Source organism: Streptomyces scabiei 87.22 (assembly GCF_000091305.1).
GTDB lineage: Bacteria > Actinomycetota > Actinomycetes > Streptomycetales > Streptomycetaceae > Streptomyces > Streptomyces scabiei.
The window spans coordinates 7,391,753-7,416,588 of the sequence record NC_013929.1; the positions used below are offsets into that span (position 1 = coordinate 7,391,753).

General features: G+C 72.3%; 26 protein-coding genes. 8 read left to right on the forward strand and 18 right to left on the reverse strand.

The window, feature by feature from the left end:
* Positions 1 to 4: 4 nt before the first annotated feature.
* From SCAB_RS31880 to SCAB_RS31900, 5 genes are all read right to left on the reverse strand, one after another.
* Positions 5 to 1,045, reverse strand: coding sequence for an NAD-dependent epimerase/dehydratase family protein (locus SCAB_RS31880; protein ID WP_013004232.1), 1,041 nt, complete (start codon positions 1,043 to 1,045; stop codon positions 5 to 7).
* 61 nt (positions 1,046 to 1,106) lie between these two features.
* Positions 1,107 to 1,715, reverse strand: coding sequence for a winged helix-turn-helix domain-containing protein (locus tag SCAB_RS31885; protein WP_013004233.1), 609 nt, complete (start codon positions 1,713 to 1,715; stop codon positions 1,107 to 1,109).
* Between the two features lie 423 nt (positions 1,716 to 2,138).
* Positions 2,139 to 3,167, reverse strand: coding sequence for a glutamine synthetase (gene glnII / locus SCAB_RS31890; protein WP_013004234.1), 1,029 nt, complete (start codon positions 3,165 to 3,167; stop codon positions 2,139 to 2,141).
* A 314-nt stretch (positions 3,168 to 3,481) separates the two neighbouring features.
* Positions 3,482 to 4,192, reverse strand: a complete 711-nt coding sequence (locus SCAB_RS31895) for an RlpA-like double-psi beta-barrel domain-containing protein (protein ID WP_013004235.1) — start codon at positions 4,190 to 4,192, stop codon at positions 3,482 to 3,484.
* A gap of 160 nt (positions 4,193 to 4,352) precedes the next feature.
* The gene (locus SCAB_RS31900; protein ID WP_173402922.1) at positions 4,353 to 4,712 is read right to left on the reverse strand and encodes an arsenate reductase family protein; all 360 of its coding nucleotides are present in this window, start codon (positions 4,710 to 4,712) and stop codon (positions 4,353 to 4,355) included.
* Between the two features lie 176 nt (positions 4,713 to 4,888).
* Between SCAB_RS31900 and SCAB_RS31905 the strand changes: the two genes are divergently transcribed.
* Both SCAB_RS31905 and SCAB_RS31910 read left to right on the forward strand, forming a co-directional pair.
* Positions 4,889 to 5,203: a hypothetical protein gene (locus SCAB_RS31905; RefSeq protein WP_037728323.1), complete on the forward strand. Its 315-nt coding sequence runs from the start codon at positions 4,889 to 4,891 to the stop codon at positions 5,201 to 5,203.
* Positions 5,204 to 5,407: 204 nt separating this feature from the next.
* Complete coding sequence (locus tag SCAB_RS31910; RefSeq protein WP_013004238.1) at positions 5,408 to 6,055, forward strand: DUF4360 domain-containing protein; 648 nt, start codon at positions 5,408 to 5,410, stop codon at positions 6,053 to 6,055.
* A gap of 285 nt (positions 6,056 to 6,340) precedes the next feature.
* Here SCAB_RS31910 and SCAB_RS31915 read toward each other — a convergent pair whose 3' ends face one another.
* Positions 6,341 to 7,525 (reverse strand): winged helix DNA-binding domain-containing protein, encoded by a 1,185-nt coding sequence (locus SCAB_RS31915; RefSeq protein ID WP_037728325.1) that lies wholly within the window; start codon positions 7,523 to 7,525, stop codon positions 6,341 to 6,343.
* A gap of 156 nt (positions 7,526 to 7,681) precedes the next feature.
* Entirely contained in the window at positions 7,682 to 8,623 is a 942-nt protein-coding gene (locus SCAB_RS31920; RefSeq protein ID WP_013004240.1) for a phosphotransferase family protein, read from the reverse strand.
* 231 nt (positions 8,624 to 8,854) lie between these two features.
* On the opposite strand from SCAB_RS31920, the gene SCAB_RS31925 reads away from it, so the two are divergent.
* A complete protein-coding gene (locus tag SCAB_RS31925; protein WP_013004241.1) occupies positions 8,855 to 9,136 on the forward strand; it encodes a hypothetical protein in 282 nt (93 codons plus the stop codon).
* 11 nt (positions 9,137 to 9,147) lie between these two features.
* Here the strand turns inward: SCAB_RS31925 and SCAB_RS31930 are convergent, their stop codons facing one another.
* Both SCAB_RS31930 and glnA read right to left on the reverse strand, forming a co-directional pair.
* Positions 9,148 to 9,405 (reverse strand): SCO2583/SCO2584 N-terminal domain-containing protein, encoded by a 258-nt coding sequence (locus SCAB_RS31930; protein WP_041669896.1) that lies wholly within the window; start codon positions 9,403 to 9,405, stop codon positions 9,148 to 9,150.
* Between the two features lie 145 nt (positions 9,406 to 9,550).
* Positions 9,551 to 10,960, reverse strand: coding sequence for a type I glutamate--ammonia ligase (glnA, locus tag SCAB_RS31935; protein WP_013004243.1), 1,410 nt, complete (start codon positions 10,958 to 10,960; stop codon positions 9,551 to 9,553).
* Positions 10,961 to 11,156: 196 nt separating this feature from the next.
* Between glnA and SCAB_RS31940 the strand changes: the two genes are divergently transcribed.
* Positions 11,157 to 11,624, forward strand: coding sequence for an RDD family protein (locus SCAB_RS31940; RefSeq protein ID WP_013004244.1), 468 nt, complete (start codon positions 11,157 to 11,159; stop codon positions 11,622 to 11,624).
* Between the two features lie 76 nt (positions 11,625 to 11,700).
* On the opposite strand, the gene SCAB_RS31945 is transcribed toward SCAB_RS31940, so the two are convergent.
* From SCAB_RS31945 to lipB, 4 genes are all read right to left on the reverse strand, one after another.
* A complete protein-coding gene (locus SCAB_RS31945) occupies positions 11,701 to 12,402 on the reverse strand; it encodes a DUF4191 domain-containing protein (RefSeq protein ID WP_013004245.1) in 702 nt (233 codons plus the stop codon).
* A gap of 199 nt (positions 12,403 to 12,601) precedes the next feature.
* The gene (locus SCAB_RS31950) at positions 12,602 to 12,805 is read right to left on the reverse strand and encodes an SCO2195 family GlnR-regulated protein (protein WP_013004246.1); all 204 of its coding nucleotides are present in this window, start codon (positions 12,803 to 12,805) and stop codon (positions 12,602 to 12,604) included.
* 281 nt (positions 12,806 to 13,086) lie between these two features.
* Positions 13,087 to 14,052, reverse strand: coding sequence for a lipoyl synthase (lipA, locus tag SCAB_RS31955; protein ID WP_013004247.1), 966 nt, complete (start codon positions 14,050 to 14,052; stop codon positions 13,087 to 13,089).
* Positions 14,053 to 14,381: 329 nt separating this feature from the next.
* Complete coding sequence (gene lipB / locus SCAB_RS31960) at positions 14,382 to 15,173, reverse strand: lipoyl(octanoyl) transferase LipB (protein ID WP_061335459.1); 792 nt, start codon at positions 15,171 to 15,173, stop codon at positions 14,382 to 14,384.
* A gap of 403 nt (positions 15,174 to 15,576) precedes the next feature.
* On the opposite strand from lipB, the gene SCAB_RS31965 reads away from it, so the two are divergent.
* A complete protein-coding gene (locus SCAB_RS31965; RefSeq protein WP_013004249.1) occupies positions 15,577 to 17,016 on the forward strand; it encodes a hypothetical protein in 1,440 nt (479 codons plus the stop codon).
* A 67-nt stretch (positions 17,017 to 17,083) separates the two neighbouring features.
* On the opposite strand, the gene SCAB_RS31970 is transcribed toward SCAB_RS31965, so the two are convergent.
* Positions 17,084 to 18,478, reverse strand: coding sequence for an NAD(P)/FAD-dependent oxidoreductase (locus SCAB_RS31970; RefSeq protein WP_041669898.1), 1,395 nt, complete (start codon positions 18,476 to 18,478; stop codon positions 17,084 to 17,086).
* A gap of 375 nt (positions 18,479 to 18,853) precedes the next feature.
* Positions 18,854 to 19,774: a TIGR01777 family oxidoreductase gene (locus tag SCAB_RS31975; protein WP_013004251.1), complete on the reverse strand. Its 921-nt coding sequence runs from the start codon at positions 19,772 to 19,774 to the stop codon at positions 18,854 to 18,856.
* A 92-nt stretch (positions 19,775 to 19,866) separates the two neighbouring features.
* On the opposite strand from SCAB_RS31975, the gene SCAB_RS31980 reads away from it, so the two are divergent.
* Positions 19,867 to 20,355 carry a GNAT family N-acetyltransferase gene (locus SCAB_RS31980; RefSeq protein WP_013004252.1) on the forward strand — a complete coding sequence of 163 codons (489 nt, stop codon included), beginning with the start codon at positions 19,867 to 19,869 and terminating at the stop codon, positions 20,353 to 20,355.
* 66 nt (positions 20,356 to 20,421) lie between these two features.
* Here the strand turns inward: SCAB_RS31980 and SCAB_RS31985 are convergent, their stop codons facing one another.
* Positions 20,422 to 21,606: a MarP family serine protease gene (locus tag SCAB_RS31985; protein WP_013004253.1), complete on the reverse strand. Its 1,185-nt coding sequence runs from the start codon at positions 21,604 to 21,606 to the stop codon at positions 20,422 to 20,424.
* 348 nt (positions 21,607 to 21,954) lie between these two features.
* On the opposite strand from SCAB_RS31985, the gene SCAB_RS31990 reads away from it, so the two are divergent.
* Positions 21,955 to 22,734, forward strand: a complete 780-nt coding sequence (locus SCAB_RS31990; protein WP_013004254.1) for a peptidoglycan recognition protein family protein — start codon at positions 21,955 to 21,957, stop codon at positions 22,732 to 22,734.
* 116 nt (positions 22,735 to 22,850) lie between these two features.
* Positions 22,851 to 23,135 carry a hypothetical protein gene (locus tag SCAB_RS31995; RefSeq protein ID WP_061335461.1) on the forward strand — a complete coding sequence of 95 codons (285 nt, stop codon included), beginning with the start codon at positions 22,851 to 22,853 and terminating at the stop codon, positions 23,133 to 23,135.
* Between the two features lie 40 nt (positions 23,136 to 23,175).
* Here SCAB_RS31995 and SCAB_RS32000 read toward each other — a convergent pair whose 3' ends face one another.
* Together SCAB_RS32000 and SCAB_RS32005 are read right to left on the reverse strand one after the other, a co-directional pair.
* Entirely contained in the window at positions 23,176 to 23,700 is a 525-nt protein-coding gene (locus SCAB_RS32000; protein WP_041669907.1) for a DUF4240 domain-containing protein, read from the reverse strand.
* An 84-nt stretch (positions 23,701 to 23,784) separates the two neighbouring features.
* Positions 23,785 to 24,786, reverse strand: coding sequence for a helix-turn-helix transcriptional regulator (locus SCAB_RS32005; RefSeq protein WP_013004257.1), 1,002 nt, complete (start codon positions 24,784 to 24,786; stop codon positions 23,785 to 23,787).
* Positions 24,787 to 24,836 lie beyond the last annotated feature (50 nt).

Genomic DNA, 24,836 nt, shown 5'->3' on the forward strand with positions numbered 1-24,836 from the left:
GCCGTCACCGTGCCGTTTCGCCCGGCTGGAGCCCCAGCAGCTTCGCCTCCACCGACGCGTCCAGTCCCACCGCCGGCCGGTCCGGCCGGTGCGGCGCGACTCCGCCGAGTTCCGTCAGCCACTCCCAGGTGTCCCGGACGGTCTCCTCCACCGTCCGGCAGCGGAGCCCGTCCCGTACGGCGCGGGACACGTCCGCCCGGTGCAGCGCGTCGTGCAGGTCGCTGTCCTCGGGTACCCACACCGGCAGCTGCGTCCATGGCTCGACCCCGGCCTCCAGAATCAACTCCGGTGCCGTCCAGCGGAGTTCGGCCGCACTACCGGTCGCCCGTACGCACGCGTCGAGCAGTTCGCCCATGGTGGCCGTGCCGGTGGGGCCGATCAGGTTGTACGGGCCGCTCGCTCCCCGCTCCGCGGCGCCGAGGATCCAGGCGGCGAGATCGCGGACGTCGACGTACTGCAGGGGCAGGTCGCGGGGGCCGGGCGCCAGGACCGGACCGCCCCGGGCGACGCGGGTCAGCCACCAGGGCAGCCGGCCGATGTTCTCGTACGGCCCGAGGATCAGACCGCAGCGCACGAGGAGCGAGCGGTCGGCGCCGAACGCCTCGGCCGCGGCCAGCTCCCCGCCCCGCTTGTCGCGGGCGTAGTCCGTCCCGTCGGCGTCCGCCGACGCGCCGTCCACCAGGGGCGCCGACTCGTCGTACCCGGCGGCCGGTGGCCAGGCGTACACCGAGCAACTCGACACGTACACATACCGGTCGGCCACGCCGGACAGCAGACGCGCGGTGTCCCGGACGGCTCGCGGCGCCGCCGACCAGGTGTCGACGACGACATCCCACCCGCCCCCGGCCGCGGAGGCCGCGGCACAGGCGTCGGCGAGCGCCGCGAGCCCGTCCGGGGCGGTGCGGTCGCCCAGCAGCGACCGCACCCCGGCCGGAGGTGCGTGCCGTCCCCGGTGGAAGACGGTCACCTCCCAGCCGCGGGCCGACGCCGCCTCCACGACGGCGCGGCCCACGAACTCCGTACCACCCAGCATCAGAAGTCTCATGCCGCAGACTCTGCCCGCCGGGCGGCCGGTACGGAACGGGAATCTGCTCTCAGGAGATCCGTCAACGGTCCAGCGGCGGCGTGTACTTGTACCCGACCCGCCGTACCGTCTGGATCGCCTGACGGAACTCCGCGCCCAGCTTGCGGCGCAGCCGGGCGATGTGGACGTCGACCGTCCGCCCGTCGCCCACATGCCCGTAGCCCCACACCGTCGTCACCAACTGGTCGCGGGTGTGCACCCGGTGGGGGTGCGCGACGAGGTGGGCGAGCAGCTCGAACTCCAGATAGGTGAGGTCGAGCGGACGCCCGCCGACCTCGGCCGTGCGCTGCACGGTGTCGACCCGGACCAGCTCCTCCGCCGCCCCGGCGTGGTCGAGGGGCGGCTCGTCCGGTACCGCGAACGGCGCCGCCGGCGGCTGCTGGTCGGCCGGCAGGAGCACCAGGTAGCCGACCATCGGGGGCCGCCCGGGCAGGGTGGGCAGGGTGTGCTGGGGTGCGGGCAGCCAGGTGGCGCCCGGCGGCAGGAAGTCCGTGATGTCCACGACCTCGTCCCGGCCCACGGCACGCAGCCGGTGCCGGGGGGAGGCGACGGGCGAGGGGACGGCGACGGGCGCGGGGGCCGGCGCGGAGGTCAGCGGGGCGGCGGTCGACAGAGAACGGGTGTTCGCCATGAGAGGTCAGCTCTTTCGCGCGGGAGGATCGTCCGGGAGACCTCGGCGACCGAGTTCGTGACCGGTCCCGCCGAGGGGCGTACGTCGTTCCGCGCCGACCGAAGGCCGGGGTGTACGGCTTTAGAGGGCCGGCGCGTTCGTCGCGCGGCAACACACCCGGTCGAAGTCGTGGTGCTGACGGGAAGGCCAGAAGGGCTCCAGGTCGTGACGACCCGTCGCGCGTGGGTTCTGGAAGCCTGCCATGGGTTCATTGAAGCAGACACACGCCCGTCGCATCAGTCTCCTCTCACTGCTTGGACGCTTCTTTGACATCACCTCCGCCCTCGCCGGTCCGCCCCGGCGCGGGCGGCGACGCCGAAGGGCGCCCACCGGACCGGTGGACGCCCTCTCGGACAGCGCGGGCTCGTGGAGCCCCCGGGTGGATCAGACCTGGCCGGCCTTGTCGAGCGCGGTGCAGCAGGTGTCGACGACCAGCCGCGTCACGACGTACGGGTCGACGTTGGCGTTCGGGCGGCGGTCCTCGATGTAGCCCTTGCCGTCCTTCTCGACCTGCCACGGGATACGGACCGAGGCGCCGCGGTCGGAGACACCGTAGGAGTACTCGTTCCACGGGGCGGTCTCGTGCAGACCGGTCAGACGGTCGTCGATGCCGGCGCCGTAGTTCTTGACGTGGTCGAGCGGCTTCGAGCCCTCGCCCAGCGACTCGCACGCGGTGATGATCGCGTCGTAGCCCTCGCGCATCGCCTTCGTGGAGAAGTTGGTGTGCGCGCCGGCACCGTTCCAGTCGCCCTTGACGGGCTTCGGGTCCAGCGTCGCGGAGACCTCGAAGTCCTCGGCGGTGCGGTAGAGCAGCCAACGGGCCACCCACAGGTGGTCGGCGACCTCCAGCGGCGAGACCGGGCCGACCTGGAACTCCCACTGACCGGGCATGACCTCGGCGTTGATGCCGGAGATGGCGAGACCGGCCTCCAGGCAGTTCTCCAGGTGGGCCTCGACGATGTCACGGCCGAAGATCTCGTCGGAGCCGACACCGCAGTAGTAGCCGCCCTGAGGGGCCGGGAAGCCGCCCTTGGGGAAGCCGAGCGGGCGCTCGCCGTCGAAGAAGGTGTACTCCTGCTCGATGCCGAAGATCGGCTCCTGGGCGGCGAACTTCTCGGCCACCTCACGCAGCGCGGCACGCGTGTTGGACTCGTGCGGCGTCATGTCGATGTTGAGGACCTCGCAGAGCACGAGGATGTCGTCGCCGCCGCGGATCGGGTCCGGGCAGGAGAAGACCGGCTGGAGCACGCGGTCCGAGGAGTGCCCCTCGGCCTGGTTCGTGGAGGACCCGTCGAAGCCCCAGATCGGCAGCTCCGCACCCTTCGCGTCGTCGGCGAAGATCTTCGTCTTCGAGCGGAGCTTGGCCGTCGGCTCGGTGCCGTCGATCCAGATGTACTCAGCCTTGAAGGTCACGGGACACATCCTTCGGGGTGGGTCACTAGGCGCATGTGCGGGTGCTGCGGCGCTGCGGCACTGAAACGCCGCTGATGCCGCGCAGCCTGTCAACGCGCGATTTCCCGGCCGTTGCTCGAATGTGAACCCCGTGTTACCTGGTGTCGCTGTGGTGCGACTCACTCCCCGGCGGACGCGCAGGTCGCCCGCATGTACGAGGCCGGCCACCGCTTCGCGCGATGGCCGGCCTCCCCGGACCGCGGTCGCCCTCCCGTCACCTCACCGTCACGAGGGGACCCGCTCCGTACCCCGGTGCTCCGCGGTCCGGGCCGGTCTCACCCCACCTGCTCGATCAGCGCGCGGCGGATCAGGAACTTGCCGGGTTCCCGGACCTGTTCGAAGGCGGCGTTGTTCAGCAGGGCGCAACTGCCCGAGACCGACGTGACCTCGACGGTCGTGGACTTGTTGTTGTCCAGGTTGGTCACCCGCAGCTTCGTGCCGGCCGGGAACTGGTTGCTGGACGCCGCCGGGGCGCCGCCCTCACCGGAGAGGGTGACGGTGGAGCCGTTGCAGACCTGCCGGCCGGCTCCGGCGTCGCCCGTGTCACCCGCGCCGCCGGCGTTCCCCGCTCCACCCGCGTTCCCCGCCGCCTCGTCGTCCTGGGGGTCCTGAGCCGACCCCCCGGTCTCCGTGGCCGGCGCGGACGGCTGGGCGGGCTGCGCCGGGGGTGCGGCCTGGGAGCCCTGAGCCGACTCCCCGACCACGCAGTCCGACGCCTTCTGCTGGACCTCGATCTGTGCGATGACCGCCTCGCGGTTGGCGATCCGGGCCGCCGACTGGGCGTCGGGCTTCGCCTTCTGGTCCGCGATGAACCGCTCGTTGTTGCCGAGCGCGGTGGCCAGGCCCTGACAGACACTGGAATCCGCCGCGGTCTGCGCCGCGTTCGACGTGGCCGCCATCGCGAAGGCCCCGCCTCCCGCCATCGCCGCCGCGGTCACGAACAGTGCGACCTTCTTCTTCGTGCCGAGCGTTCTCCTACGCGACATGCGCGCCTCCTGTTCCCGGCGCACCTTCGGATCGGCCACCGGATCGGACGAGTACGCCGCTACGTACGAGATGTCGAACGAAGCTACTCAACGGTCACAGCGAACTCTCAAGTGACGCACGTCACATCATGGTCGCGGAGCGGGCCGCGTGCGCCGCCCGTTACCTGGACAGGGCGTCCCGTACAGCCTCGTCCGTGCGGGCCACCACCGCCGTACCGTCCTCGGCGGTGATGATCGGCCGCTGGATGAGCTTCGGGTGCTCGGCGAGCGCCTTCACCCACCGGTCGCGCGAACCGTCGTCCCGCGCCCACTCCTTGAGGCCCAGCTCCTTCGCCGCGGCCTCCTGGGTGCGGGTGATGTCCCACGGTTCGAGCCCGAGCCGGTCGAGTACGGCGCGGATCTCGTCCTCGCTCGGGACGTCCTCCAGGTAGCGGCGGACGGTGTAGTCGGCGCCCTCGGCGTCGAGCAGGCTGATCGCGCTGCGGCACTTGGAACAGGCGGGATTGATCCAGATCTCCATGCCGCCCACCGTAGCCAACCGGACCCGAAAACTCGTGTTCCACGTCTGTCACAGGACCCCTCAGATGCCGTCTGGCCAGGGGCGATTGTCAGTGGGGGGTAGTAAAATAGAAGCAGTGTTCGAGGGTTGCCGACGGGGGATTCCGGCGGTGCCCAGACCGCGACAGGAGGATGTCCGTGCCCGCTGCCGCACTGAAGTCCAAGCCGCTGCCCACCCAGTCCACCGTCCAGCATCCCGTCCTGCTCGACCTGCCCTACGCGCCGGTGGTGAAGCACACCCTGCCGCCGGGCCGTCCGCGCGAGTGGTACATCACCCACAACCGGCGTCTGAAGGCCATGCGTCTGGCGATCGCCCTGCTCGACTCCGGCGTCCACGTGCCGAACCAGGCGCGCAACGAGACGATCCGGAGCACGGCGGAGGTCATCGGGGTGCACCCGCCCTCGGACACCACGTGCCACATGGTCCGGGCGCTGATGCGCTACACCCGCTAGGCCGAAAAAGGGGCGATCTCCGGCCGCCAGGGTTGGCCGGAGATCGCTCTAGTCCTGCCCGCCGGGGGTCCATACGATGCGGTCGCCCCCCGGTCTTCACAGCTGCTTCACAGCCCGCGTTCCATGCGGGCGGTGTTCTCGCAGGCCGCGGGGTTCTCGCGCGCGTCTATTGACATGTGCATGACTCTGATGGGAGAACCCCCCATGGTTCGAGGTCTCCTCCTGGGCGGCGCCGTAGCCGCCCTGTTCGCCGGTGCGCTTCCCGCGCAGGCCGAGTCCCCCTTCGAGGACCCGCCCCCGGACAAGATCGTCATCAAGGTCGCCACGGTGAACGGCTCCGGCTGTCCCCAGGGCACGGCCGCGGTCGCCGTCTCTCCGGACAACACCGCGTTCACCGTGACCTACAGCGACTACCTCGCGCAGGTCGGCGGCGGTGCCCCGTCCACCGCGTTCCGCAAGAACTGCCAGCTCAACCTGATCGTCCACGTGCCCGGTGGCTTCACGTACGCCATCGCCAGCGTCGACTACCGCGGCTTCGCCTCTCTCGCGCGCGGCGCGAGCGGCGTCGAGAAGGCCTCGTACTACTTCCAGGGCTCCCCGGACACGGCCTCCAGGACCCACACGTTCACCGGTCCCAAGGAGGACAACTGGCAGGCTACGGACGAGACCGACTGGGCCCAGCTGGTGTGGGCGCCCTGTGGGGTCGAGCGCAACTTCAACATCAACACCGAGCTGAGGGTCAACCGGGGGTCGTCGCCGGCCAGCAGCACGAGTTTCATGACCATGGACTCGACGGACGGTGACATCAGCACGATCTATCACCTGGCATGGAAGCAGTGCCCCTCCAAGTGAGCCGGTTCGCCGGGTGCCCCCTGCTGTGGGGGCACCCGGCGCTCGTCGGTGTCGGCGGGGTGGGGTTTCGTTCCGTCGCCGGGTGCGGGTCCGGTGGGGGCTGGTCGCGCAGTTCCCCGCGCCCCCGAAAAGCAGGGGCTGCGCCCCGTGCTTTCCAGGCCCGGAGGGCCGTCGCCTTTCAGGCCCGCAGGGGCCTGCGCTTCCAGGGGCGCGGGGAACTGCGCGAGACGCCCCACCGGACCCGCACCCGGCGACGAAGCCCCACCCCTTCCCACCTCACCCCGATCACACCAACTCCTTCTCCAACGGCGTCCGGAAGCGCGGCGTGACCCGCGTGTCACCCACCCACCCCCGCAGCCGCGCGGCCTCCGCCCGGATCGCCTCCTCGGCCTCCCGCCCCACCCCCTCCGTGTCGAGCAGCCGCCAGACGATCTCCCCGTCGGAGCGCTGGGCCCAGCCGCCGATCACGCGGCCGTTCCACCACACCGTCGGCCCGACGTTGCCGCTGTAGTCGAAGAGGGCCGGCCGGAGTCCGGGGGCGAGATACCAGTCGCGCCGCTGCCAGCCCATCGCCGTAGGGTCGAGGGCGGGCAGGAGGGCCGCCCAGGGCTCACCGGGGCCGGACACCGGCGCCTCGTCCTCGGCGGTCACATACCCCGTGCCCTCGTCCAGTGCCACGGCCCGCGCCCCGATCGCCGCCAGCGCCCGGCGGACCTCGGTGACACGCCACCCCGTCCACCACTTCAGGTCCGCCTCGGTCGCCGGACCGCAGGCCGCCAACCACCGTTCCAGCAGGGACGCCTGCGCCTGCGCCGCATCCAGCTCGGGGTGCGCGGGAGCCACCGCCCACCGGAACTGGCTCGACGTCCAGGAGCCGAGGGGCCGCCCCCGCACGACCCTGCCCTCCACCCCCAGCACCCTCAGCAGCCGCGTCGAGACCGTGTGCGTCCCCTCGTAGCTCTTCCCGGCCGCGTACACGAACTTCTCCCGCAACCTAGGTTCGTCCTCGGCGAGTTCGGACGCGGTGGCCTGGCCCCGGCGGGCCAGCGCGGCCAGCGCCGACTCCTCGACCTCCTTCAGCCAGGCCGCGTCCGGCGCCCCGGCCGCGGCCATGTCCTTCAGCAGCGAGGCCCGCTCCCGCGCGGCGACCGTGAGGGAGGTCGAGGCGTGCACCACGGCGGTCAGCCCGGCCGGGAACACGAACACGGTGTGCCGCATCCCGTGCATACGGACGAGTGAGCGGTCCTCGTACAGCGCCCGCTCGGTCTCGGACACCGTCCGCTTGGCATCGGCGAGCCGCGCGCCCACCGCGAGAGGCACCGTCGCGGGGTCCGAGCCGTGCAACGCCACCAGAGAATCAGCCACCTCCTCGGGCCTCTCCGCCCGTACGGATCCGGCCAACCGCTGCCTCAGCCCCAGCCGCACCCGCCGCTCGGCCACTCCGACATACCGCAGCCGCTCACCAGCCATGCCCACCGCCTTCACCCGTGCCCCGCGCCCGTCCCGAGGACCCGGAAATGTGAGAACCCGAGTGGCGATCGGGTCCAGGCCCTCCACCCGCATCCTCCCGGACCCCACTGACAATCGGCCCCGCACCACGCCCCCGCCCCTCTCCACCTCCGCCCCCTACGCGTACCGCTCCAGCAGCCCGCCCACATACACCTCCAGCCGCGCCCCCAGCACCTCCGGCGTCAGATCCGTCCGCCCCAGCTCCCGCCAGGGCACCGCGAGCTTCTCCGCGTCGGGTGCGTAGGCCAGCGCGTCCAGCAGCCGCCAGTACAGGTGGTCCAGATCCCCGGCCAGGTGACGCCCGCCTCGTGCCTCGTACCGCTCACGGAACCCGAGGCCGTGTTCCGCCCCGTACAACAACGCCAGGGCGGTCGAGCAGTGCGCCACATCGAGGTCCGCAGGCCCCCACGAGGTCTCCACCCAGTCCACGACCCCGCTGATCCGCAGACCGCCGTCCGCACCGCCACCCGTACCCGTGAACAGGACGTTCCCTGGATGGAAGTCCCGGTGCAGGAAGCACCCTTCGTACGCGGGTGCCTCCCGCCGGATCACCTCCACAGCCCGCTCCCACGGCGCACCGCCCGGCACGGTGACCCGCTCGGGCGAGGTCCAGGGCTGGTACGTGCGAGGCCGCCGCTCCGGAACCACCGCGTGGATCCGCGCGAGCTGCCCGGCGAGCAGGTCCAGCCGTGCCTCCAGGTCCCCGTCCTCCTCCACCCGCGGCGATCCCGGCAGCAGGGACATCAACAGCGACGGCAGACCGGCGAGTTCGGCGGACGGGTCGACGGCGTGCAGACGCGGCGCGGGTATGCCGTCGTACGGCGTGAGCAACGTGAGGACCGCGGCCTCACGCTCCAGCAGCCCGGGAGCGTGCCGCCGGAAGAACGGCCGCACGAACGACCGCAGGACGAGATCCGAGCCGTCGTCCAGCGTCAGCCGACGCATCCGCGAGGTCCAACCACCGCGCAGATCAGCCCAGTTGCGTACGGAACGGCCCTCGGGGAGCTGCGCGGCCACCCACGCCAGGGTGCCGTCCCACTCATGATCCTCTGATTCCATGGGAGCAGCATCCCCCGGAGCCGGCACCCCTGTCGGACCTCACCGACCGGCAACGGGCCGCGCCGGCCGCGAATAATGAGATGCCCACGCACCCTCCGCACGAGCATCCTGGACATGCGGAGCGAAGCCTTTCGGGCCCCGGGCCCGCACGGGACGGCCATCGCGCGCCGACGCCGGGGCCGCGCCTCCCCGTGCAGCCCTCACCCACGCCACGCCCCGAGGAGTCCCGTCATGGGCACGTTGATCCTCTCGGCGACCGCGGTCCTGGTCGTCATGGGATTCACCGACCACGTCCTCTGGTTGGCCGCCGTCGCCCTGCTCTACCTGTACGTCCGGTACGGCCGCACGGAGGGAGGCTCGTCGGGCTCCCCGGCGGGTGGCAACCCGGCCCAGCCCGGCTCCTACCGCGCGTACCGCGATCGCCGTGACCAGCAGGCGAGATGGGAGCGCCGCTACCGCCGAGAACGCCCGTCGGCGACCCGTCGACAGGACCGCGACAAGGGCGGCGGGTAGCGGCGGACCGCTCAGTACGACGACCGGTAGTTGACGTAACCGATCAGCGCGATGAGCCCCGCCACGCAGCCGAAGACGATCACCGTCGACACCCACGAGGACCGCCGCGGTCCGGCCGGGCCGGGGTCTGCCCGGAACGGCTGGGGCGCGGGCGGGTTCTCCTTCCACCGCGCGGCGAGCATCCGGGCCCGCGCGGAGGGCTCCTTGTGCTCGGCGTTGTCCGCCCACTTGATGTCGAACTCGCGCTCGCCGTCGTCCTGTTCGGGCATTCCCGTGTCCCCCGTCATCCATCGAACAGTCGTGCCAGAACCATACGACGACGCCCCCGTCCCGGAAAGCGGGAACGGGGGCGCCGTCGAACAACTCAGCGACCGACCGGAACCACACGCCTACGGCGCTGGCTCACGGGCTCGATCACACGTCGAAGTACAGCTCGAACTCGTGCGGGTGCGGGCGCAGCTGCAGCGGGGCGATCTCGTTGGCGCGCTTGTAGTCGATCCACGTCTCGATCAGGTCCGGCGTGAAGACGTCGCCCTGGAGGAGGAACTCGTGGTCGCGCTCCAGCGAGTCGAGGACGGCCGGGAGGGAGGTCGGGACCTGGGGGACGCCCGCGTGCTCCTCGGGAGCCAGCTCGTAGAGGTCCTTGTCGATCGGCTCGGCCGGCTCGATCTTGTTCTTGACGCCGTCCAGGCCCGCGAGGAGCAGGGCCGAGAAGGCGAGGTACGGGTTGCCGGAGGAGTCGGGCGCGCGGAACTCGACGCGCTTGGCCTTCGGGTTCGAACCCGTGATCGGGATACGCATGGCGGCGGAGCGGTTGCGCTGCGAGTAGACCAGGTTGACCGGGGCCTCGAAGCCGGGGACCAGGCGGTGGTACGAGTTCACCGTCGGGTTCGTGAAGGCCAGCAGCGACGGGGCGTGCTTGAGGATGCCGCCGATGTAGTAGCGCGCCATGTCCGACAGGCCCGCGTACCCGGCCTCGTCGTAGAAGAGCGGCGAGCCGCCCGCCCACAGCGACTGGTGGACGTGCATGCCCGAGCCGTTGTCGCCGAAGATCGGCTTCGGCATGAAGGTCGCGGTCTTGCCGTTGCGCCAGGCCACGTTCTTCACGATGTACTTGAAGAGCTGCAGGTCGTCGGCCGCGGCGAGCAGCGTGTTGAACTTGTAGTTGATCTCGGCCTGGCCGGCGGTGCCCACCTCGTGGTGCTGGCGCTCGACCTGGAGGCCGGACTTGGCCAGCTCCAGCGAGATCTCCGCACGCAGGTCGGCGAAGTGGTCGACCGGCGGGGTCGGGAAGTACCCGCCCTTGTAGCGGACCTTGTAACCGCGGTTGTCCTCCAGCGCACCGGTGTTCCAGGCGCCCGCCTCGGAGTCGATGTGGTAGAAGGACTCGTTCTCCGAGGTCTTGAAGCGCACGCTGTCGAAAACGTAGAACTCGGCTTCGGGGCCGAAGTACGCGGTGTCGGCGATGCCGGTGGACGCGAGGTACGCCTCGGCCTTCTTCGCCACGTTCCGCGGGTCACGGGAGTACTGCTCGCCCGTGATCGGGTCGTGGATGAAGAAGTTGATGTTGACCGTCTTGTCGCGGCGGAACGGGTCGACGCGCGCGGTGGACAGGTCGGCGCGGAGCGCCATGTCGGACTCGTGGATGGCCTGGAAGCCGCGGATCGAGGAGCCGTCGAACGCGAGCTCCTCGGCCGGGTCGAAGGCCTCGGCCGGGATCGTGAAGTGCTGCATCACGCCCGGCAGGTCGCAGAAGCGGACGTCGACGAACTTGACGTCCTCGTCCGCGATGAACTTCTTGGCCTCGTCGGCGTTCTGGAACATCCAGCTCCTCCTACTCCCGACGTCCTGCCGGGGTGGTAGTTCGTTCGTGCTGCCAGTGCGGTGGCACACGCTGTCGTCGACCCTAGGGACGGGTGGTTTCTCGTACGTGACCCATTTGTTTCGCACAAGTTAACCGGACATCCCGCCCCGCACCCCACCTGTCCGTATGGCAAAACGGTGGCAGTACCGTGGTCGGGTGGACAAGAGGCAAGCACTCGGATCGTGGCTCTCCGGCCCCCGCGAAGCCGCGGAGGCGGCCGGAGTCGACTTCGGATACAGGGGAGAGCAGCTCGGTCTGCCCGAGGAGGGGCCCGGCTCCATCGCCCGCCCCGGACGCCGTCTCGGCGCCCTCGCCGTCGACTGGGGCCTGTGTCTCTTGATCGCATACGGCCTCATCACCGACGGCTACGACCAGGCCACCAGCAACTGGGCCCTGCTCATCTTCTTCCTGCTGCACGCCCTCACCCTGGGCACGGTCGGCTTCACGCCCGGCAAGCGCCTCTTCGGCCTCCGGGTCGTCTCCCAGGACACCGGCACGGTGATCCCCTGGCGCGCCGCCGTCCGCTCGGTCCTGCTCTGCCTAGCCATCCCCGCCCTGGTCTGGGACCGCGACGGCCGCGGTCTGCACGACCGGCTGGCGCGCACGGTGGAGGTGCGTGTCTGACGCCCCTGTACGACGCCGTACGACGAGGGGGGCGCCCGGAGTGATCCGGGCGCCCCCCTCGTCGTACGGCGTCTCGTCAGCGGGCCTTCGGGCCGCCCTTGGGCATGCGCATGCCCTTCGGCATCGGACCCTTGGGGAGCGGCATGTTGCTCATCAGGTCGCCCATCGCGCGCAGCCGGTCGTTGGTGGCGGTCACCTGGGGGCCGGTCAGGACGCGCGGCAGCTTGAGCATCGTGGTGCGGAGCTTCTTCAGCTCGGTCTGGCCCTCGCCGGTGCCCACGACCAGGTCGTGCACCGGGACGTCCGCCACGATGCGGGCCATCTTCCGCTTCTCGGCGGCCAGCAGGCTCTTCACCCGGTTCGGGTTGCCCTCGGCGACCAGGACGATGCCGGCCTTGCCGACGGCGCGGTGCACCACGTCCTGGCTGCGGTTCATCGCCACCGCGGGGGTGGTGGTCCAGCCACGGCCCACGTTGTCCAGCACCGCCGCGGCGGCACCCGGCTGGCCCTCCATCTGCCCGAACGCGGCCCGCTCGGCCCGCCGTCCGAAGACGATCGCCATCGCGAGCAAGGCGAGCAGAAGGCCCAGGATGCCGAGATAGATGGGGTGACCGATCAAGAAACCGATCGCGAGGAAGACACCGAAGGTGATGATTCCGACAGCCGCGAGTACAAGACCGATCTTCTTGTCGGCCTTGCGGGTCATCTTGTACGTCAGAGCGATCTGCTTGAGTCGCCCGGGGTTCGCAGCGTCCGCTGCGGGTTCCTTCCTCGCCATGGCACGAAGTCTACGTGTCCGGGGAAGCGAGGACGACGGCGGTGCCGGTGGGGACCGGAGACCGGCGGCTGCGCCGGGGAAGCGGCGCCGGGCGGCGGCGGTGCCGACGGTGGTGCTGCGAGCGGGGTCGTGCTGCGTACGGGTGGTGCCGCGCACGGGATCGTGCGCTGTACGGGGTGGTGCGCAGGGGCTACGGCGGTTACGAGGTGCGCGAGGCGACGGCGGCCTCGAGAACGCGCTCGGCCTCGAAGCGGTCCTTGGCGCGGCGGCGGTCCTCCAGCACGGAGGTCCACGCGTTGCGGCGGGCGGTGCGCTGGCCGCTGCTCAGGAGCAGTGACTCGACGGCACGGAGTGCATCGGTGAACGACGGGATGGGAGTGGCGCGGACGGGTGCGGCCTGCATGGGAGGTCCCCCCTCGGGATGGCTGCTCGGGCTAGGGCTCTGTACCGGGTGTGAAACCAGGGTCACTGATTGGTGTTACCAGGGCATGACCGACCGGTCAAACGAGGGTGAAGCCTTGCTTCGCACCCTTTAAACCCCGACGCGGCCCTGACAGTGCCCTCATCTGCGAGGACGGTCAGGACCGCGGTCAATCGGCCATTACTGGCGAGTAGCTGCTTGTGCTGGGATTCACACGACCTGATGGCACTGCGTGCCATTTGGCCGAGCGTCCGACGGAGGGGTCAGACGGCCTGCGAGGCGATGTACGAACCCCGCTTCTCGACGGCCATCTGGTAGAGCCGTCCGGCCCGGTACGAGGAGCGGACCAGCGGGCCGGACATCACGCCGGAGAAGCCGATCTCGTCGGCCTCCTGCTTCAGCTCCACGAACTCCTGCGGCTTGACCCAGCGCTCCACGGGGTGGTGGCGGACGCTCGGACGCAGGTACTGGGTGATGGTCACCAGCTCGCAGCCGGCGTCGTGCAGCTGCTTGAGCGCCTCGCTGACCTCCTCGCGGGTCTCGCCCATGCCGAGGATCAGGTTGGACTTGGTCACCAGGCCGAAGTCACGGGCCTCGGTGATCACCTTCAGGGAGCGCTCGTAGCGGAAGCCGGGGCGGATGCGCTTGAAGATCCTCGGGACCGTCTCGACGTTGTGCGCGAAGACCTCGGGGCGGGACTCGAAGACCTGCCGGAGCAGCTCCGGTACGGCGTTGAAGTCGGGGGCGAGCAGCTCGACCTTGGTGCGGCCGGCCTCGCGGGCGGACGTCTGCTCGTGGATCTGCCGGACCGTCTCGGCGTACAGCCAGGCGCCGCCGTCCTCCAGGTCGTCGCGGGCGACGCCGGTGATGGTGGCGTAGTTCAGGTCCATGGTGACCACGGACTCGCCCACGCGGCGGGGCTCGTCGCGGTCCAGCGCCTCGGGCTTGCCGGTGTCGATCTGGCAGAAGTCGCAGCGCCGGGTGCACTGGTCGCCGCCGATGAGGAAGGTGGCCTCGCGGTCCTCCCAGCATTCGTAGATGTTGGGGCAGCCCGCCTCCTGGCAGACCGTGTGCAGCCCCTCGCTCTTCACCAGGGCCTGCATCTTCGTGTACTCGGGGCCCATTTTCGCCCGGGTCTTGATCCACTCGGGCTTGCGCTCGATGGGGGTCTGGCTGTTCCGGACCTCCAGGCGCAGCATCTTGCGTCCGTCGGGTGCGACTGCGGACACATCGGCTCCCTGTGCATTCGATTCTTCGGCGTCCCCCAGGGTACGCCCGTACGGTTCTCGGTCCCCGGGGTGGGCAACCTTCGGCTTCGGGGTGGCATTCCCCCGGCCCCCTTTCGCGCTCCGCGCGGGGGTGCGCTGTCGGGTGCGGCTCCGGTGGGGCTTCTCGCGCAGTTCCCCGCGCCCCTGAAGACCGGGCCCCTGCGGGCCTGAAAGACGGCGGCCCTGCGGGCCTGGAAAGCGCGGGGCGCAGCCCCTGCTTTTCAGGGGCGCGGGGAACTGCGCGACCAGCCCCCACCGGAGCCGCACCCGACAACGCACCCCGCCCCGGGCTACGCCGACACCCGCTCCACCACCCGCGGCTGCGGCTCCGCGTTCTCCAGGACGTCCCGGAGGTGCCGCTCGGCCACCGGCAGGACCTCGTCGATCGTGACGTCCCGGCCCAGCTCGCCCGCCAGGGACGCCACTCCCGCGTCACGGATCCCGCACGGGATGATCCGGTCGAACCACTTGTTGTCGGGGTTCACGTTCAGCGCGAAGCCGTGCATCGTGACTCCCTTCGCCACCCGGATCCCGATCGCGGCGATCTTGCGGTCCTCGCGCCGCTGCCCGGCGTTGGAGGGCGCGTACTCCGGCCCGTTCATCCGCGGATCGAACTCGTCGTCGGTCATCCGGGGGTCGAGGTCCAGCGAGAGCCCGCCGAGCCGCCGCTCGACCGGGTCGCCGAGCACCCACACCCCGCTGCGCCCCTCCACCCGCGTGGTCTCCACCCCGAACTCCGCGCACGTGCGGATCAGGGCCTCCTCCAGGCGCCGCACGTGGGCGACCACGTCGACCGGGCGGGGGAGCTTCTGGATCGGGTAACCCACCAGCTGGCCGGGCCCGTGCCAGGTGATCTTGCCGCCGCGGTCGACGTCGATGACGGGCGTGCCGTCGAGGGGGCGTTCGTTGTCGGCCGTGCGCCGGCCGGCCGTGTAGACCGGCGGGTGCTCCAGGAGCAGCACGGTGTCGGGGACCTCGTCGGCGAAGCGCGCCGCGTGCACCCGGCGCTGCTCGTCCCACGCCTCCTGGTACTCGACGGCCTCCGTGCCGAACCCCATGCGGACGAACCGCAACCCACTCACGGCAAGCGCCTCCCTCGGCGGTGGCGCCGGTCGGCGGCACCGCGATAGCCCTGTCAGGCGCGTGACGCGCCCAAGCCACTGTACGACCGCGCGACCGGGCGGTGTTCGAGCGGTCCACGCCGCCGGCGCCGGCCCCCGTGGTGCAGGGCGCGGAGGCGGATCCCGACGCTCGTCGTACGCCCCGGCCGCCGGGCGTACGAGGGGCCCGGCCGGCGCGTGTCGGAGGCCGGCCACGTCAGCCGTGCGGCAAATCCTCACACGATCGGATGAATGGGCGCGGAAGTGTGCGATCGGACGCTTACTCTCCGCTACATTCGCGCCGTTCACAAGGCCGCAAAAGGCTTCTCACCAGGCAATCCGGGAAACCCCGCCGACACCCGGAAGGCAGGAGACCGCACCGCAGATGACGGAACGACCCGCGCAGCGCACCCCCAACCGCCAGCTCGCCGCCCTCATCGCAGAAGCGGGGTTCTCGAACGCGGGACTAGCGCGCCGTGTGGACCAGCTCGGTCTCGAACACGGCCTCGACCTCAGATACGACAAGACGTCGGTCACCCGCTGGCTGCGTGGTCAGCAGCCCCGGGGGACCACACCCGCACTCATCGCCGAGGTGTTCACCCGCCGCCTCGGCCGCCGGCTCACCGCCCAGGACCTCGGCCTGGACGCCTGCGCCCCCGTCTACGCGGGCCTGGAGTTCGCCGCCACCCCCGAGGAGGCCATCGACATCGTCGGCGGTCTGTGGCGCAAGGACTCCGGCAGCCACGCCGAACTCCGCAAGATCGCGTTCACGCCCGCCGGGCTGGTCGTCCCCAGCCGGGACTGGCTGATCGGCCGCGCCGACGACCGGGTCGGCCGGGGTGATCCGGGCGCCACCCGGGTCCCCCCGCAGGGCCGCCCGGCCGTCCCCCGGCAGCGCAGCCAGACCGAGCGCGGCCCCGGCCAGAAGGTCACCGGCGGGGACATCGCCGCCCTGCGCTCGGTGGGGGAGCTGTTCCGCGCCCTCGACGACGCCTACGGCGGCGGGCACGCCCGCCAGGCCCTCGTGCGCTACCTGGAGCACGAGGCCGAGCCCATGCTGCGCGGCGCCTACGGCGAGCAGGTCGGCCGACGGCTGTTCGCGGCCGCCGCCGACCTGACCCGGCTGGCCGGCTGGACCTCGTACGACATCGGGGCGCACGGTCTCGCCCAGCGGTACTTCGTGCAGGCGCTGCGGCTGGCGCAGGCGGCGGGGGACCGGGCGTACGGCGCGTACGTGCTCGTCACGATGAGCCGTCAGGCGGTCTACCTGGGCCACGGCAGGGAGGCGGTACAGCTCGCCCGCGTGGCGCAGCAGGGTGTCGGGTCCGCCGTGCCGCCGGTGGTGCAGTCGCTGCTGCACTCCGTGGAGGCGCGGGGGCACGCGGTGCTCGGCGAGGTGCGGGCCTCCACGGCCGCGCTCGTGCGCGCCGAGCGCGCCCTGGAGACGGCCCGCCCCGGGGACGAGGTCCCCCACTGGGCGCGGTTCTTCGACGAGGCCCAGCTCGCCGACGAGTTCGGGCACAGCCACCGCGACCTGCAGCAGTACCGGGCCGCCGCCCAGCACGCCGAGCGCTCCCTGCAGCTCCGGGCGCCCGCCTATGCCCGCAGCCGCCTGTTCTGCCGCGTCGTCCTCGCCTCCGCCCGACTGGGCCTCGGCGAACTCGACCAGGCCTGCCAGCTGGGCGCGGAGGCCGCCGGCCAGGCATCGGAGATGCGCTCCGTACGAGCCGTGGAGTACGTCCGCGACTTCGAGCGCCGGCTGGAGCCCTACCGCGACGCGGCCCCGGTGAGGGGGTACCGGGACAAGGTGGCGGCGCTGGGGTAGGCGCGGGAACCACGACAGGGGCGCCCGGTGCCGTGCCGGGCGCCCCTGAGCGGTCTTCGGGGGCCTGTCACGCGGCCGTTTCCAGGGACTCCTCCGAGAGCGCCGGGCGGACGTCCAGGTCGGTCAGGACGGCGTGGGCGGCCCGCCGGGCGGAGTGCAGGGCGCCCTGCACGGTGCTGGTGTCGCGGTGGTCGCCGCAGACGTAGAGCCCCGCCAGCAGGCGCACCGGGCGGCGCAGGTCGTGCGGCGCGGGCATCGCGGGGACCGCCTCGGGGACGTGGTGCGCGGCCAACAGCTCCCAGCGGGTCGTGGACGTCCGGTAGAGACGGGCCAGCTGGGCGCGGACCGTGGCGTCGAGGTGCGCCGGGTCCGGGGGAGTGCCGAGGACCACGGAGGTGATCAGGGAACGGCCCGCCGGTGCCCGGCTCGGGTCGACCTGGCTGATGACCGCCGTGTGCGAGACGGGCCCGCTGCGGTCGGCGTCCAGCAGCAGCGCCGGTTCGGTCAACGGCGGCTCGTCCGTGGCGTGGTGCAGGACCGTCACCGGGTGGAACGCCGGGACCCGCAGCCCCGGCAGCAGTGCGGCGGCGGACCGGGCGTCGGTGGCCAGCACCACGGCACGGCAGGTGAGCACGCCGTGGTGCGCCGTCGTCACCGAGGTCGTGCTGATCGCGGTGACCTCCACCCCCGTGCGGACCGAACCCGGCGGCAGCGCGGCCGCGAGCAGCTCCGGAAGGGTGTCGGCGCCGCCCTCCGGGATGCACAGCCGGCCCGTCGCGAAGGTGTGCAGCGCCAGGTCGGCACAGCGGCTGGAGGTCTCCAGCGCCGGGTCGGCGAGCAGCGCGGCCAGCAGGGGCCGTACGAAACCGTCGATCGTGCGAGGGGGGAAACCCCGGGTGGTCAGTGCCTGGGCGACCGGTACCTCCGTGCGGGTGAGCAGCCGCTCGGGCGCGGTCGCGGCGAGCCGGGCCAGCGCCATGGCCAGCCGGGACTGGTCGGCGGGCGCGCCCAGCCGGCCGGGCCGGGCGCTCGTGGAGCGGCCCTGGTTCCGGGGGAGCCTGGGGGCGCTTGCAAGGGCGCGCGCGGCCGTTAGTGCGCCCCTCGCGCTCCGCAGGACAGGGGTGGCGCCGGCGCGCTGATGACGGCCGTCGGCGTGCAGCAGGACGCCCGGGGCGAACGGACGCAGGGGGAGCCTTTCCAGGCCCGGCGTGCGGCGCAGTTCCGGGTACGACGTGGACAGCAGCCGCGTGGTCCGGTCCAGACGGAAGCCGTCGACCTTCTCGGTGGACATGCGGCCGCCGACGGCGGGGCCGGCCTCCAGGACGGTGGTCCTCAGCCCCGCCCTGGTCAGATGTCCGGCCGCAGCGAGGCCGGCCACACCGGCTCCTACGACGATGACGTCTGTGCTTTCGGCGTCCTCTGTGTCCGCCGGGAACGCCGACTGGTGCACCGACTCAAGCACGTGCCCCTCCCGAGGTCGCGCGGCTGCGGGGACGTTATGCCCCCAACATCCTTCTGAAACACCTGAGTTCGGCTTGAGAGTGAAGGTGGGGAGCGGTCCCGGGGAAGGAGCGCGGGACCTCGCACGGGGGCATGGACGGGGGGTCCGTGCGCCGGGCGTCCGGGGGGTACCGGTTCGTCGGCGGGTGCGGGCCCGGTGGGGCTTCTCGCGCAGTTCCCCGCGCCCCTAAAAGCATCAGGCCCCTGCGGGCCTGAAGGGCGGGCCGAAAAGCACGGGGCGCAGCCCCTGCTTTTCAGGGGCGCGGGGAACTGCGCGACCAGCCCCCACCGGACCCGCACCCGACAACGCCCCCTCACCCACGACGAACCCACCCGCTCAGCCGAGCGCAGCTCGGATCGCGTCGTCGATCTCCGGATACGTGAACGTGAACCCCGACTCCAGCAACCGCGTCGGCACCACCCGCGTGCTGCCGAGGACATCGCCCGCGACACCGCCGAGCGCGAGCCGCAGCGCCGGCGCGGGCACCGTGAACAGGGTGGGCCGGCGCAGCACCCGCCCCATCGCCGCCGTGATCTCACGGTTGGTCAGGGGGGCCGGCGCGGTCAGGTTGAAGGGGCCCGACAGCGAGGGAGTGAAGAGCAGATGACGCAGGGCCGCGACCTCGTCGTGCAGCGAGACGAAGCTCCAGTACTGGCGTCCGTCGCCCATCCGCCCGCCGAGCCCGGCCTTGAACAGCGGGAACAGCGGGCCCCAGGCGCCCCCGCCCCGGGCCACCACCAGCCCCGTACGCGCGAAAGCGGTACGGATCCCGGCCGCCCGCGCCGCCTCGGTCGCCCCCTCCCACTCCACGCACAGGTCGGACAGGAACTCCGACCCCGGCTCAGCCGACTCGTCCACGACCCGGTCCCCCGTGAAGCCGTAGAAGCCGATGGCGCTGCCGTTGACGAACACGCTCGGCGGGGTGTCGAGACGGGCGGCGGCCTCGGCGAGCGTCCGGGTGCCGTGCACCCTGCTGTCGCGGATCCTCGCCTTGTACGACTCCGTCCAGCGGCGGGACGCGACCCCCGCGCCGGCGAGATTGACCACGGCCGCGCAGCCCGCGAGGCCGGCCGTGTCGACCTGCCCCGCCTCCGGGTCCCAGCGCACCTCGCCCCGCGCCCGGGGCGCCCGGCGCACGAGCCGGAGCACCTCGTGGCCGTCGTCGGCGAGGGAGCGGGCGAGCGCCGAACCGATCAGGCCGGACGCCCCGGCGATCGCGATACGGGAGCCGGGTGGAACGGGCGATTCATCCGTCATGCCTCCATCCTGCCCGCCCCGCGGCACGACAGCGGTCCCGGGGGCGCGAACCGGCCGTCCGGCCGCACCGGCGCCGCCGTACAGTGGCCGCCATGCCCGTTCCCCACATACGCCTCGCGACCTCGGACGACGAGGACACGCTCAGCCGGCTCGACCGCGACACCTGGTCCACCCTGCACTCCGTCCAGGCCCGCCCCGAGCAGCCGTACCCGCCGTTCTTCAACGAGCGTCACGGCCCGGGGGACCACCTGGTCGCCGAACTCGACGGGACGGTCGTCGGGTACGTCCGCCTCGCCGTCGCCTCCGGCCTGGCGTGTCACACGCACGTCCGCCAGATCCAGGGCCTCGCCGTCGCCGACCGGGCGCGCGGGGCGGGCGTCGCGCGAGCGCTGCTGCGCGCCGTGCAGGACGAGGCGCGCCGCCGGGGCGCCCGCCGGCTGACCCTGCGGGTCCTCGGCCACAACACCGCGGCCAGGAAGCTCTACGAGTCCGAGGGGTTCGTGGTGGAGGGCGTCCTGCCCGAGGAGTTCCTGCTCGACGGGCAGTACGTGGACGACGTGCTGATGGGCCGCCGGCTCTGACCCGACCTGCCTGACCTGACCCGGCCGGCCGTCACCGACGGGTCACCGGGGCACGAGGTCACCGGGTCACGAGGTCACGAGCTCGCCCGTGTCCACCGGCGCCGTCGCGTCCGCCGCGCGCTTCGCGTCCGGGAGGACCTCGTCCACCGTGAGGACGTAACCCGTCTCGGCGTCCGAGGTGGAACGGGCGAAGACCACGCCGAACACCCGGCCCTCGGTGGTGAGCAGGGGGCCGCCGGAGTTGCCGGGGCGGACCGTGGAACGGATGGAGTAGATGTCGCGGGTCACCGAGTCGGTGTTGTAGATGTTCCGGCCGGTGGCGTCGATACGGCTGGCGACCGTGGCCGCCTGGAGGTCAAGACCGCCGTCCTCCGGGTAACCGGCGACGACCGCCGCGTCGCCGCGCCCGGCGCTGTCGTCGAAGCGCAGCAGCGGGGCCTTCAGCCCCGGGACGTAGAGGACCGCCACGTCCTTGTCCGGGTCGAAGAGCACGACCTTCGCCTCGTACGCCCTGCCCACGCCGCCCACGCGCACGCTCGGGTCGTCGATGCCCGCCACCACATGGGCGTTGGTCATCACGTGCTCGGTGGCGTACACGAAACCGCTGCCCTCGCGGCCCTGGGTGCCGGCCACGCCCTCGATCTTCACCGTGCTGCGCTTGGCGGCGCCCGTCGCGGCCGCGGTGACACTGTCGCCGGACGGCTTGGCGACCTCGGCCGTCGCCTCGTTCTCGAACGGGTTGAAGACCTGTGGGAAGCCCGCCTCCGTGAGCGCGGACGTGGCGTCCGAGAACCAGGCCGGAGTGGTGTCCGGCATGGTGTCCTGCACGGCGCCGAGCAGCACGGAGTTACGGATCGAGTTGGTCACCACCGCCGACGAGGACGCCCCGAGGACGCTCGCGGCCACCCAGGCCACGATGAGCACGGCGAGGGTGTTGGCCGCCGCCCCGCCGATGCCGTCCGCCACCCGCAGCGGACTGCGGTCGATCTCCCGGCGCAGCCGCAGCGCCAGCCTGCCCGCCAGCTCGTGTCCGATCACCCCCGGCACCAGCACCGTCAGCACCGCCGTGACCGTCGCCGCCGGAGTGCCCGCCTCCACCAGCTCCATCATCCAGGGCAGTACCCAGACGCCGGTGGCCGCGCCGCCCACGAATCCGGCGAGGGACACACATCCCGCCACCAGGCCGCGACGGTAACCCGACGCCGCGTAGGCGAGGATCACCAGCATCAGCAGGATGTCGAGCACGTCCACTCCAGCCGCCTCTCTCTAGGGACCCTGTAGTACGGGCGCGGCGGCCCCAGTGATCAGCCGGGCCCCCGCGGCGGCCCGCCGGTCCGCGCGAACCGGCCACCACCGTGCCGCATCCGCCTGGAACAGTGAAAACGCCCCGGGCCACGGCGTTGGTTCCTTCCGCTTCCACCGGGTGGCCCACCCCACATCGCGGGCGGGGCGCATCCGGGTGACTCTGGGGACATGCGTGTGTTCCGGATGTCACGGGGGGCGCGAATACGGCGGCTGCGCCGCGCGTGGCGCAGCCGTACCCGGACCCCGCGCGCCCCGGGCCCGCTCCACCGGCGCTCGCGCCCGGCCCGTGACCGCGTGCGCCTGGCCTGGGAGCACGCGGATCCGCCCCGGCGCGTCCTGCTGGTGCTGCTGGCCTGTCTGCCCGGCCTTGCGGCCGTCCTCGTGCTGGTCCTGCTCGCGGTCGGCACGGACCGACCGGGACATCGCGCGGGCCGGCCCGCCGCCCGGCCCGTCCCGCCGCACCAGGCGCCCATGCCGCCCATCGTGCCGCGGGCCCGCTGGCTGGAGAAGGAAGCGCCCAGCCAGCCGCCCGCCCGCTACGACGACGAGGTGGCCGCCGTCTTCATCCACCACACGGACTCGCCCAACGGCTACGACTGCGCCGACGCGCCCCGCATCATCCGCTACCTGTACGCCGGCCAGACCGGAGCCAAGGACTGGGACGACATCGGCTACAACTTCCTCGTCGACCGCTGCGGCACCATCTACGAGGGCCGTGCGGGCGGCATCACCCGCGCCGTCACCGGCGCCCACACCCAGGGCTTCAACCACCGCACCACCGGCATCGCCGCCCTCGGCACCTTCACCGCCGGGGTTCCCGTCCCCCGGGCCATGACCGATGCGATCGCCGCCCTGGCGGCCTGGAAACTCGGCCTCTCCGACACCGACCCGCGCGGCAGCGTCCGGCTCACCTCCAGCAACAGCCTCAGCCGCTACCCCTCCGGCACCACCGTGCTGCTGCCCACCCTCGCGGGCCACAGCGACGGTTACATGACCAGCTGCCCGGGCGCGGCCCTCGCGGAACGCCTGCCCGCCATCAGGGAGCTGGCGGCGCACCTCCAGGGCCGGCGCTGAACCGGATCTCATCGGGTTCACAGACAGCGCGCCCGGGCCTCACAGACTTCTCCCAGACACGCGCCCTACCGTCGTCGGTGTCACGCCGACCGGAGCCTGGGAAAGTGGTGGGGAAAATGACCGGCAGCCGTACGAAGAACGCGTCCCGCGACCAGAGGCGGTCCTGGACCTCGGCCCTGCGGAGCCCCTGGACGGTGGCCTGCGCGGCGGCCGTCGTCGTGCTCGGCCCGTCCGCCGTGACCGCGTCCGCCCTGGACCGCGCCAACGCCGCGCCCCTGCACGGGGCCTCGGCCCCCGAGCACCCCGCCCCCGGTCAGGAGCGGGGCCGGCACGCCCACCCGTCCGCCGACGGGCAGTACGCGTACGTGCCGCGCGCGGGGAACCGCGGCTCGCGCCCCTGAACGGCGGCAGCCGCGGCTCACGCCCCTGCAAAGACCCGTTTCAGCCCTCGCCCCGGAAGCGTTCCCAGAGCTTCGGGCAGCGCTCGGCGAGCGCCGCCTCGTCCTCGAAGTCCAGCGGGGTGCCCTCCGGTTCGCCGGGCGGGGGCGGGAGACCGAGGTCCGGGGCGACCACACCGGTGAGCTGCTCGTACGCCTCGTCCGCGGCGTAGCCCAGCTCCTCGCCGTCCCCGTCGACCTCGTCGTCGAAGTCGTCCAGCAGACCGGCGAGGGAGTCGGGATCGTGGACCGCGCCCTCGAAGACCTCCCGGCCCTGACCGATCAGCCAGCACCGGAAGAAGTCGAACGCGTCGTCGCTGGCACCGTCCAGCAGCACCCACGCGGCGCCCCAGAGGTCCCAGGTGTAGGCGCGGTTGTAGCGGGACTCGAAGTGCCGGGCGAAGTCCAGCACCGCCTCCGGGTCCAGCCGGCCGAGCCGTTCCACGAGCAGGTCGGCCTGGTCCTCGGGGTCGCCCTCGGCGTCCTCGCGGGACGTGTCCACCAGCTCCCAGAACTCCGTCTCGTCCATCACGGGTCCAGCATCGTGCCTGGGCGGGTGCGACGCACGCGGAGGACGGCGGATTGTTATGACCGATGCGGACGCCCGGCGGACTCACACGTCGGTGTAGAGCCCGGCGAGCCGGCGCGCGTCGTCCGCGAAGCGCTCCCGCAGCTCCGCCGGGGCCAGCACCTCGGCCTCCGGCCCCAGCGCCGTGAGCTGGGTGTGGGCCACCTCCTGCGACTCGACCCGGAGGGTGACGGTGGTCCCGCCCAGCTCGTCGGGGGAGCCGGCCGCCGCCAGGGCGTCGCGCGCGGACACGGGATCCACGACGTACGCCAGCCTCCGCAGCCCCCGCGCCGACAGCCGTACGAGGACCTCCGTGTGCAGGATCGACCGGGCGAACCGTTCCGTCTGCTCGTCCCAGTACCCCGGCAGATCGAACCCTTCGTCGCGGGCGAAGCGGTCGCCGCCGTCCTCGACGGAGAGGAAGCGGTCGATGCGGTAGGTCCGGAACGGGCCGTCGCCCTCGCCGGTGCCGTCGCCCGCGGCGGGCACACGGGCGCACAGGTACCAGACACCGGCCTTGAGGACGAGACCGTACGGCTCCAGCTCCCGCCCGACCTCCACGTCGCCCCTGCGGTACCGCGCGACGATCCGCCGGTCGTCCCACACGGCGTCCGCGACGGCCGGCAGCAGCTCGGGGGTCTTCGGCTCCTGGAACCAGCTGGGTGCGTCGAGATGGAAGCGCTGGGCGGCCGTACGGGAGGCGTCGCGGAGGGAGGGCAGCAGGGCGGCCGACACCTTCAGCCGGGCGGCGGAGGCCGCGTCCTCCAGCCCCATCTCCCGCAGCGCCCCCGGCACACCGCTGAGGAACAGCGCCTCGGCCTCGCTGCGGGCCAGCCCTGTGAGCCGGGTCCGGTACCCGCCGATCAGCCGGTAGCCTCCGGCCCGCCCCCGGTCCGCGTACACCGGGACCCCTGCCTCCGACAGCGCCTGGGCGTCCCGGGTGACGGTGCGCTCGGACACCTCCAGCTCGCGGGCGAGTTCGGCGGCGGTCATGGAGGGCCGGGACTGAAGCAGCAACACCATCTTGATCAGCCGGGCAGCACGCATACGGCCATGATGCCGGGCGGGTGTGACACCGAGGGGGTGCGTGGTCCGGT

Bases quoted from the DNA above. Each gene is read 5' to 3' on its own strand.
- SCAB_RS31925 (WP_013004241.1), top strand. From the start codon at position 8,855: ATGGGCACGTTGATCCTCTCGGCGACCGCGGTCCTGGTCGTCATGGGA.
- SCAB_RS31945 (WP_013004245.1), bottom strand. From the start codon at position 12,402: ATGGCGAGGAAGGAACCCGCAGCGGACGCTGCGAACCCCGGGCGACTC.
- SCAB_RS32005 (WP_013004257.1), bottom strand. From the start codon at position 24,786: ATGCGTGCTGCCCGGCTGATCAAGATGGTGTTGCTGCTTCAGTCCCGG.
- SCAB_RS31885 (WP_013004233.1), bottom strand. From the start codon at position 1,715: ATGGCGAACACCCGTTCTCTGTCGACCGCCGCCCCGCTGACCTCCGCG.
- SCAB_RS31980 (WP_013004252.1), top strand. From the start codon at position 19,867: ATGCCCGTTCCCCACATACGCCTCGCGACCTCGGACGACGAGGACACG.
- SCAB_RS31920 (WP_013004240.1), bottom strand. From the start codon at position 8,623: ATGGAATCAGAGGATCATGAGTGGGACGGCACCCTGGCGTGGGTGGCC.
- SCAB_RS31930 (WP_041669896.1), bottom strand. From the start codon at position 9,405: ATGCCCGAACAGGACGACGGCGAGCGCGAGTTCGACATCAAGTGGGCG.
- SCAB_RS31950 (WP_013004246.1), bottom strand. From the start codon at position 12,805: ATGCAGGCCGCACCCGTCCGCGCCACTCCCATCCCGTCGTTCACCGAT.
- SCAB_RS31900 (WP_173402922.1), bottom strand. From the start codon at position 4,712: ATGGAGATCTGGATCAATCCCGCCTGTTCCAAGTGCCGCAGCGCGATC.
- SCAB_RS31880 (WP_013004232.1), bottom strand. From the start codon at position 1,045: ATGAGACTTCTGATGCTGGGTGGTACGGAGTTCGTGGGCCGCGCCGTC.
- SCAB_RS31975 (WP_013004251.1), bottom strand. From the start codon at position 19,774: ATGACGGATGAATCGCCCGTTCCACCCGGCTCCCGTATCGCGATCGCC.
- glnA (WP_013004243.1), bottom strand. From the start codon at position 10,960: ATGTTCCAGAACGCCGACGAGGCCAAGAAGTTCATCGCGGACGAGGAC.
- SCAB_RS31910 (WP_013004238.1), top strand. From the start codon at position 5,408: ATGGTTCGAGGTCTCCTCCTGGGCGGCGCCGTAGCCGCCCTGTTCGCC.
- SCAB_RS31895 (WP_013004235.1), bottom strand. From the start codon at position 4,192: ATGTCGCGTAGGAGAACGCTCGGCACGAAGAAGAAGGTCGCACTGTTC.
- SCAB_RS31995 (WP_061335461.1), top strand. From the start codon at position 22,851: ATGACCGGCAGCCGTACGAAGAACGCGTCCCGCGACCAGAGGCGGTCC.
- SCAB_RS31965 (WP_013004249.1), top strand. From the start codon at position 15,577: ATGACGGAACGACCCGCGCAGCGCACCCCCAACCGCCAGCTCGCCGCC.
- SCAB_RS31915 (WP_037728325.1), bottom strand. From the start codon at position 7,525: ATGGCTGGTGAGCGGCTGCGGTATGTCGGAGTGGCCGAGCGGCGGGTG.
- SCAB_RS32000 (WP_041669907.1), bottom strand. From the start codon at position 23,700: ATGGACGAGACGGAGTTCTGGGAGCTGGTGGACACGTCCCGCGAGGAC.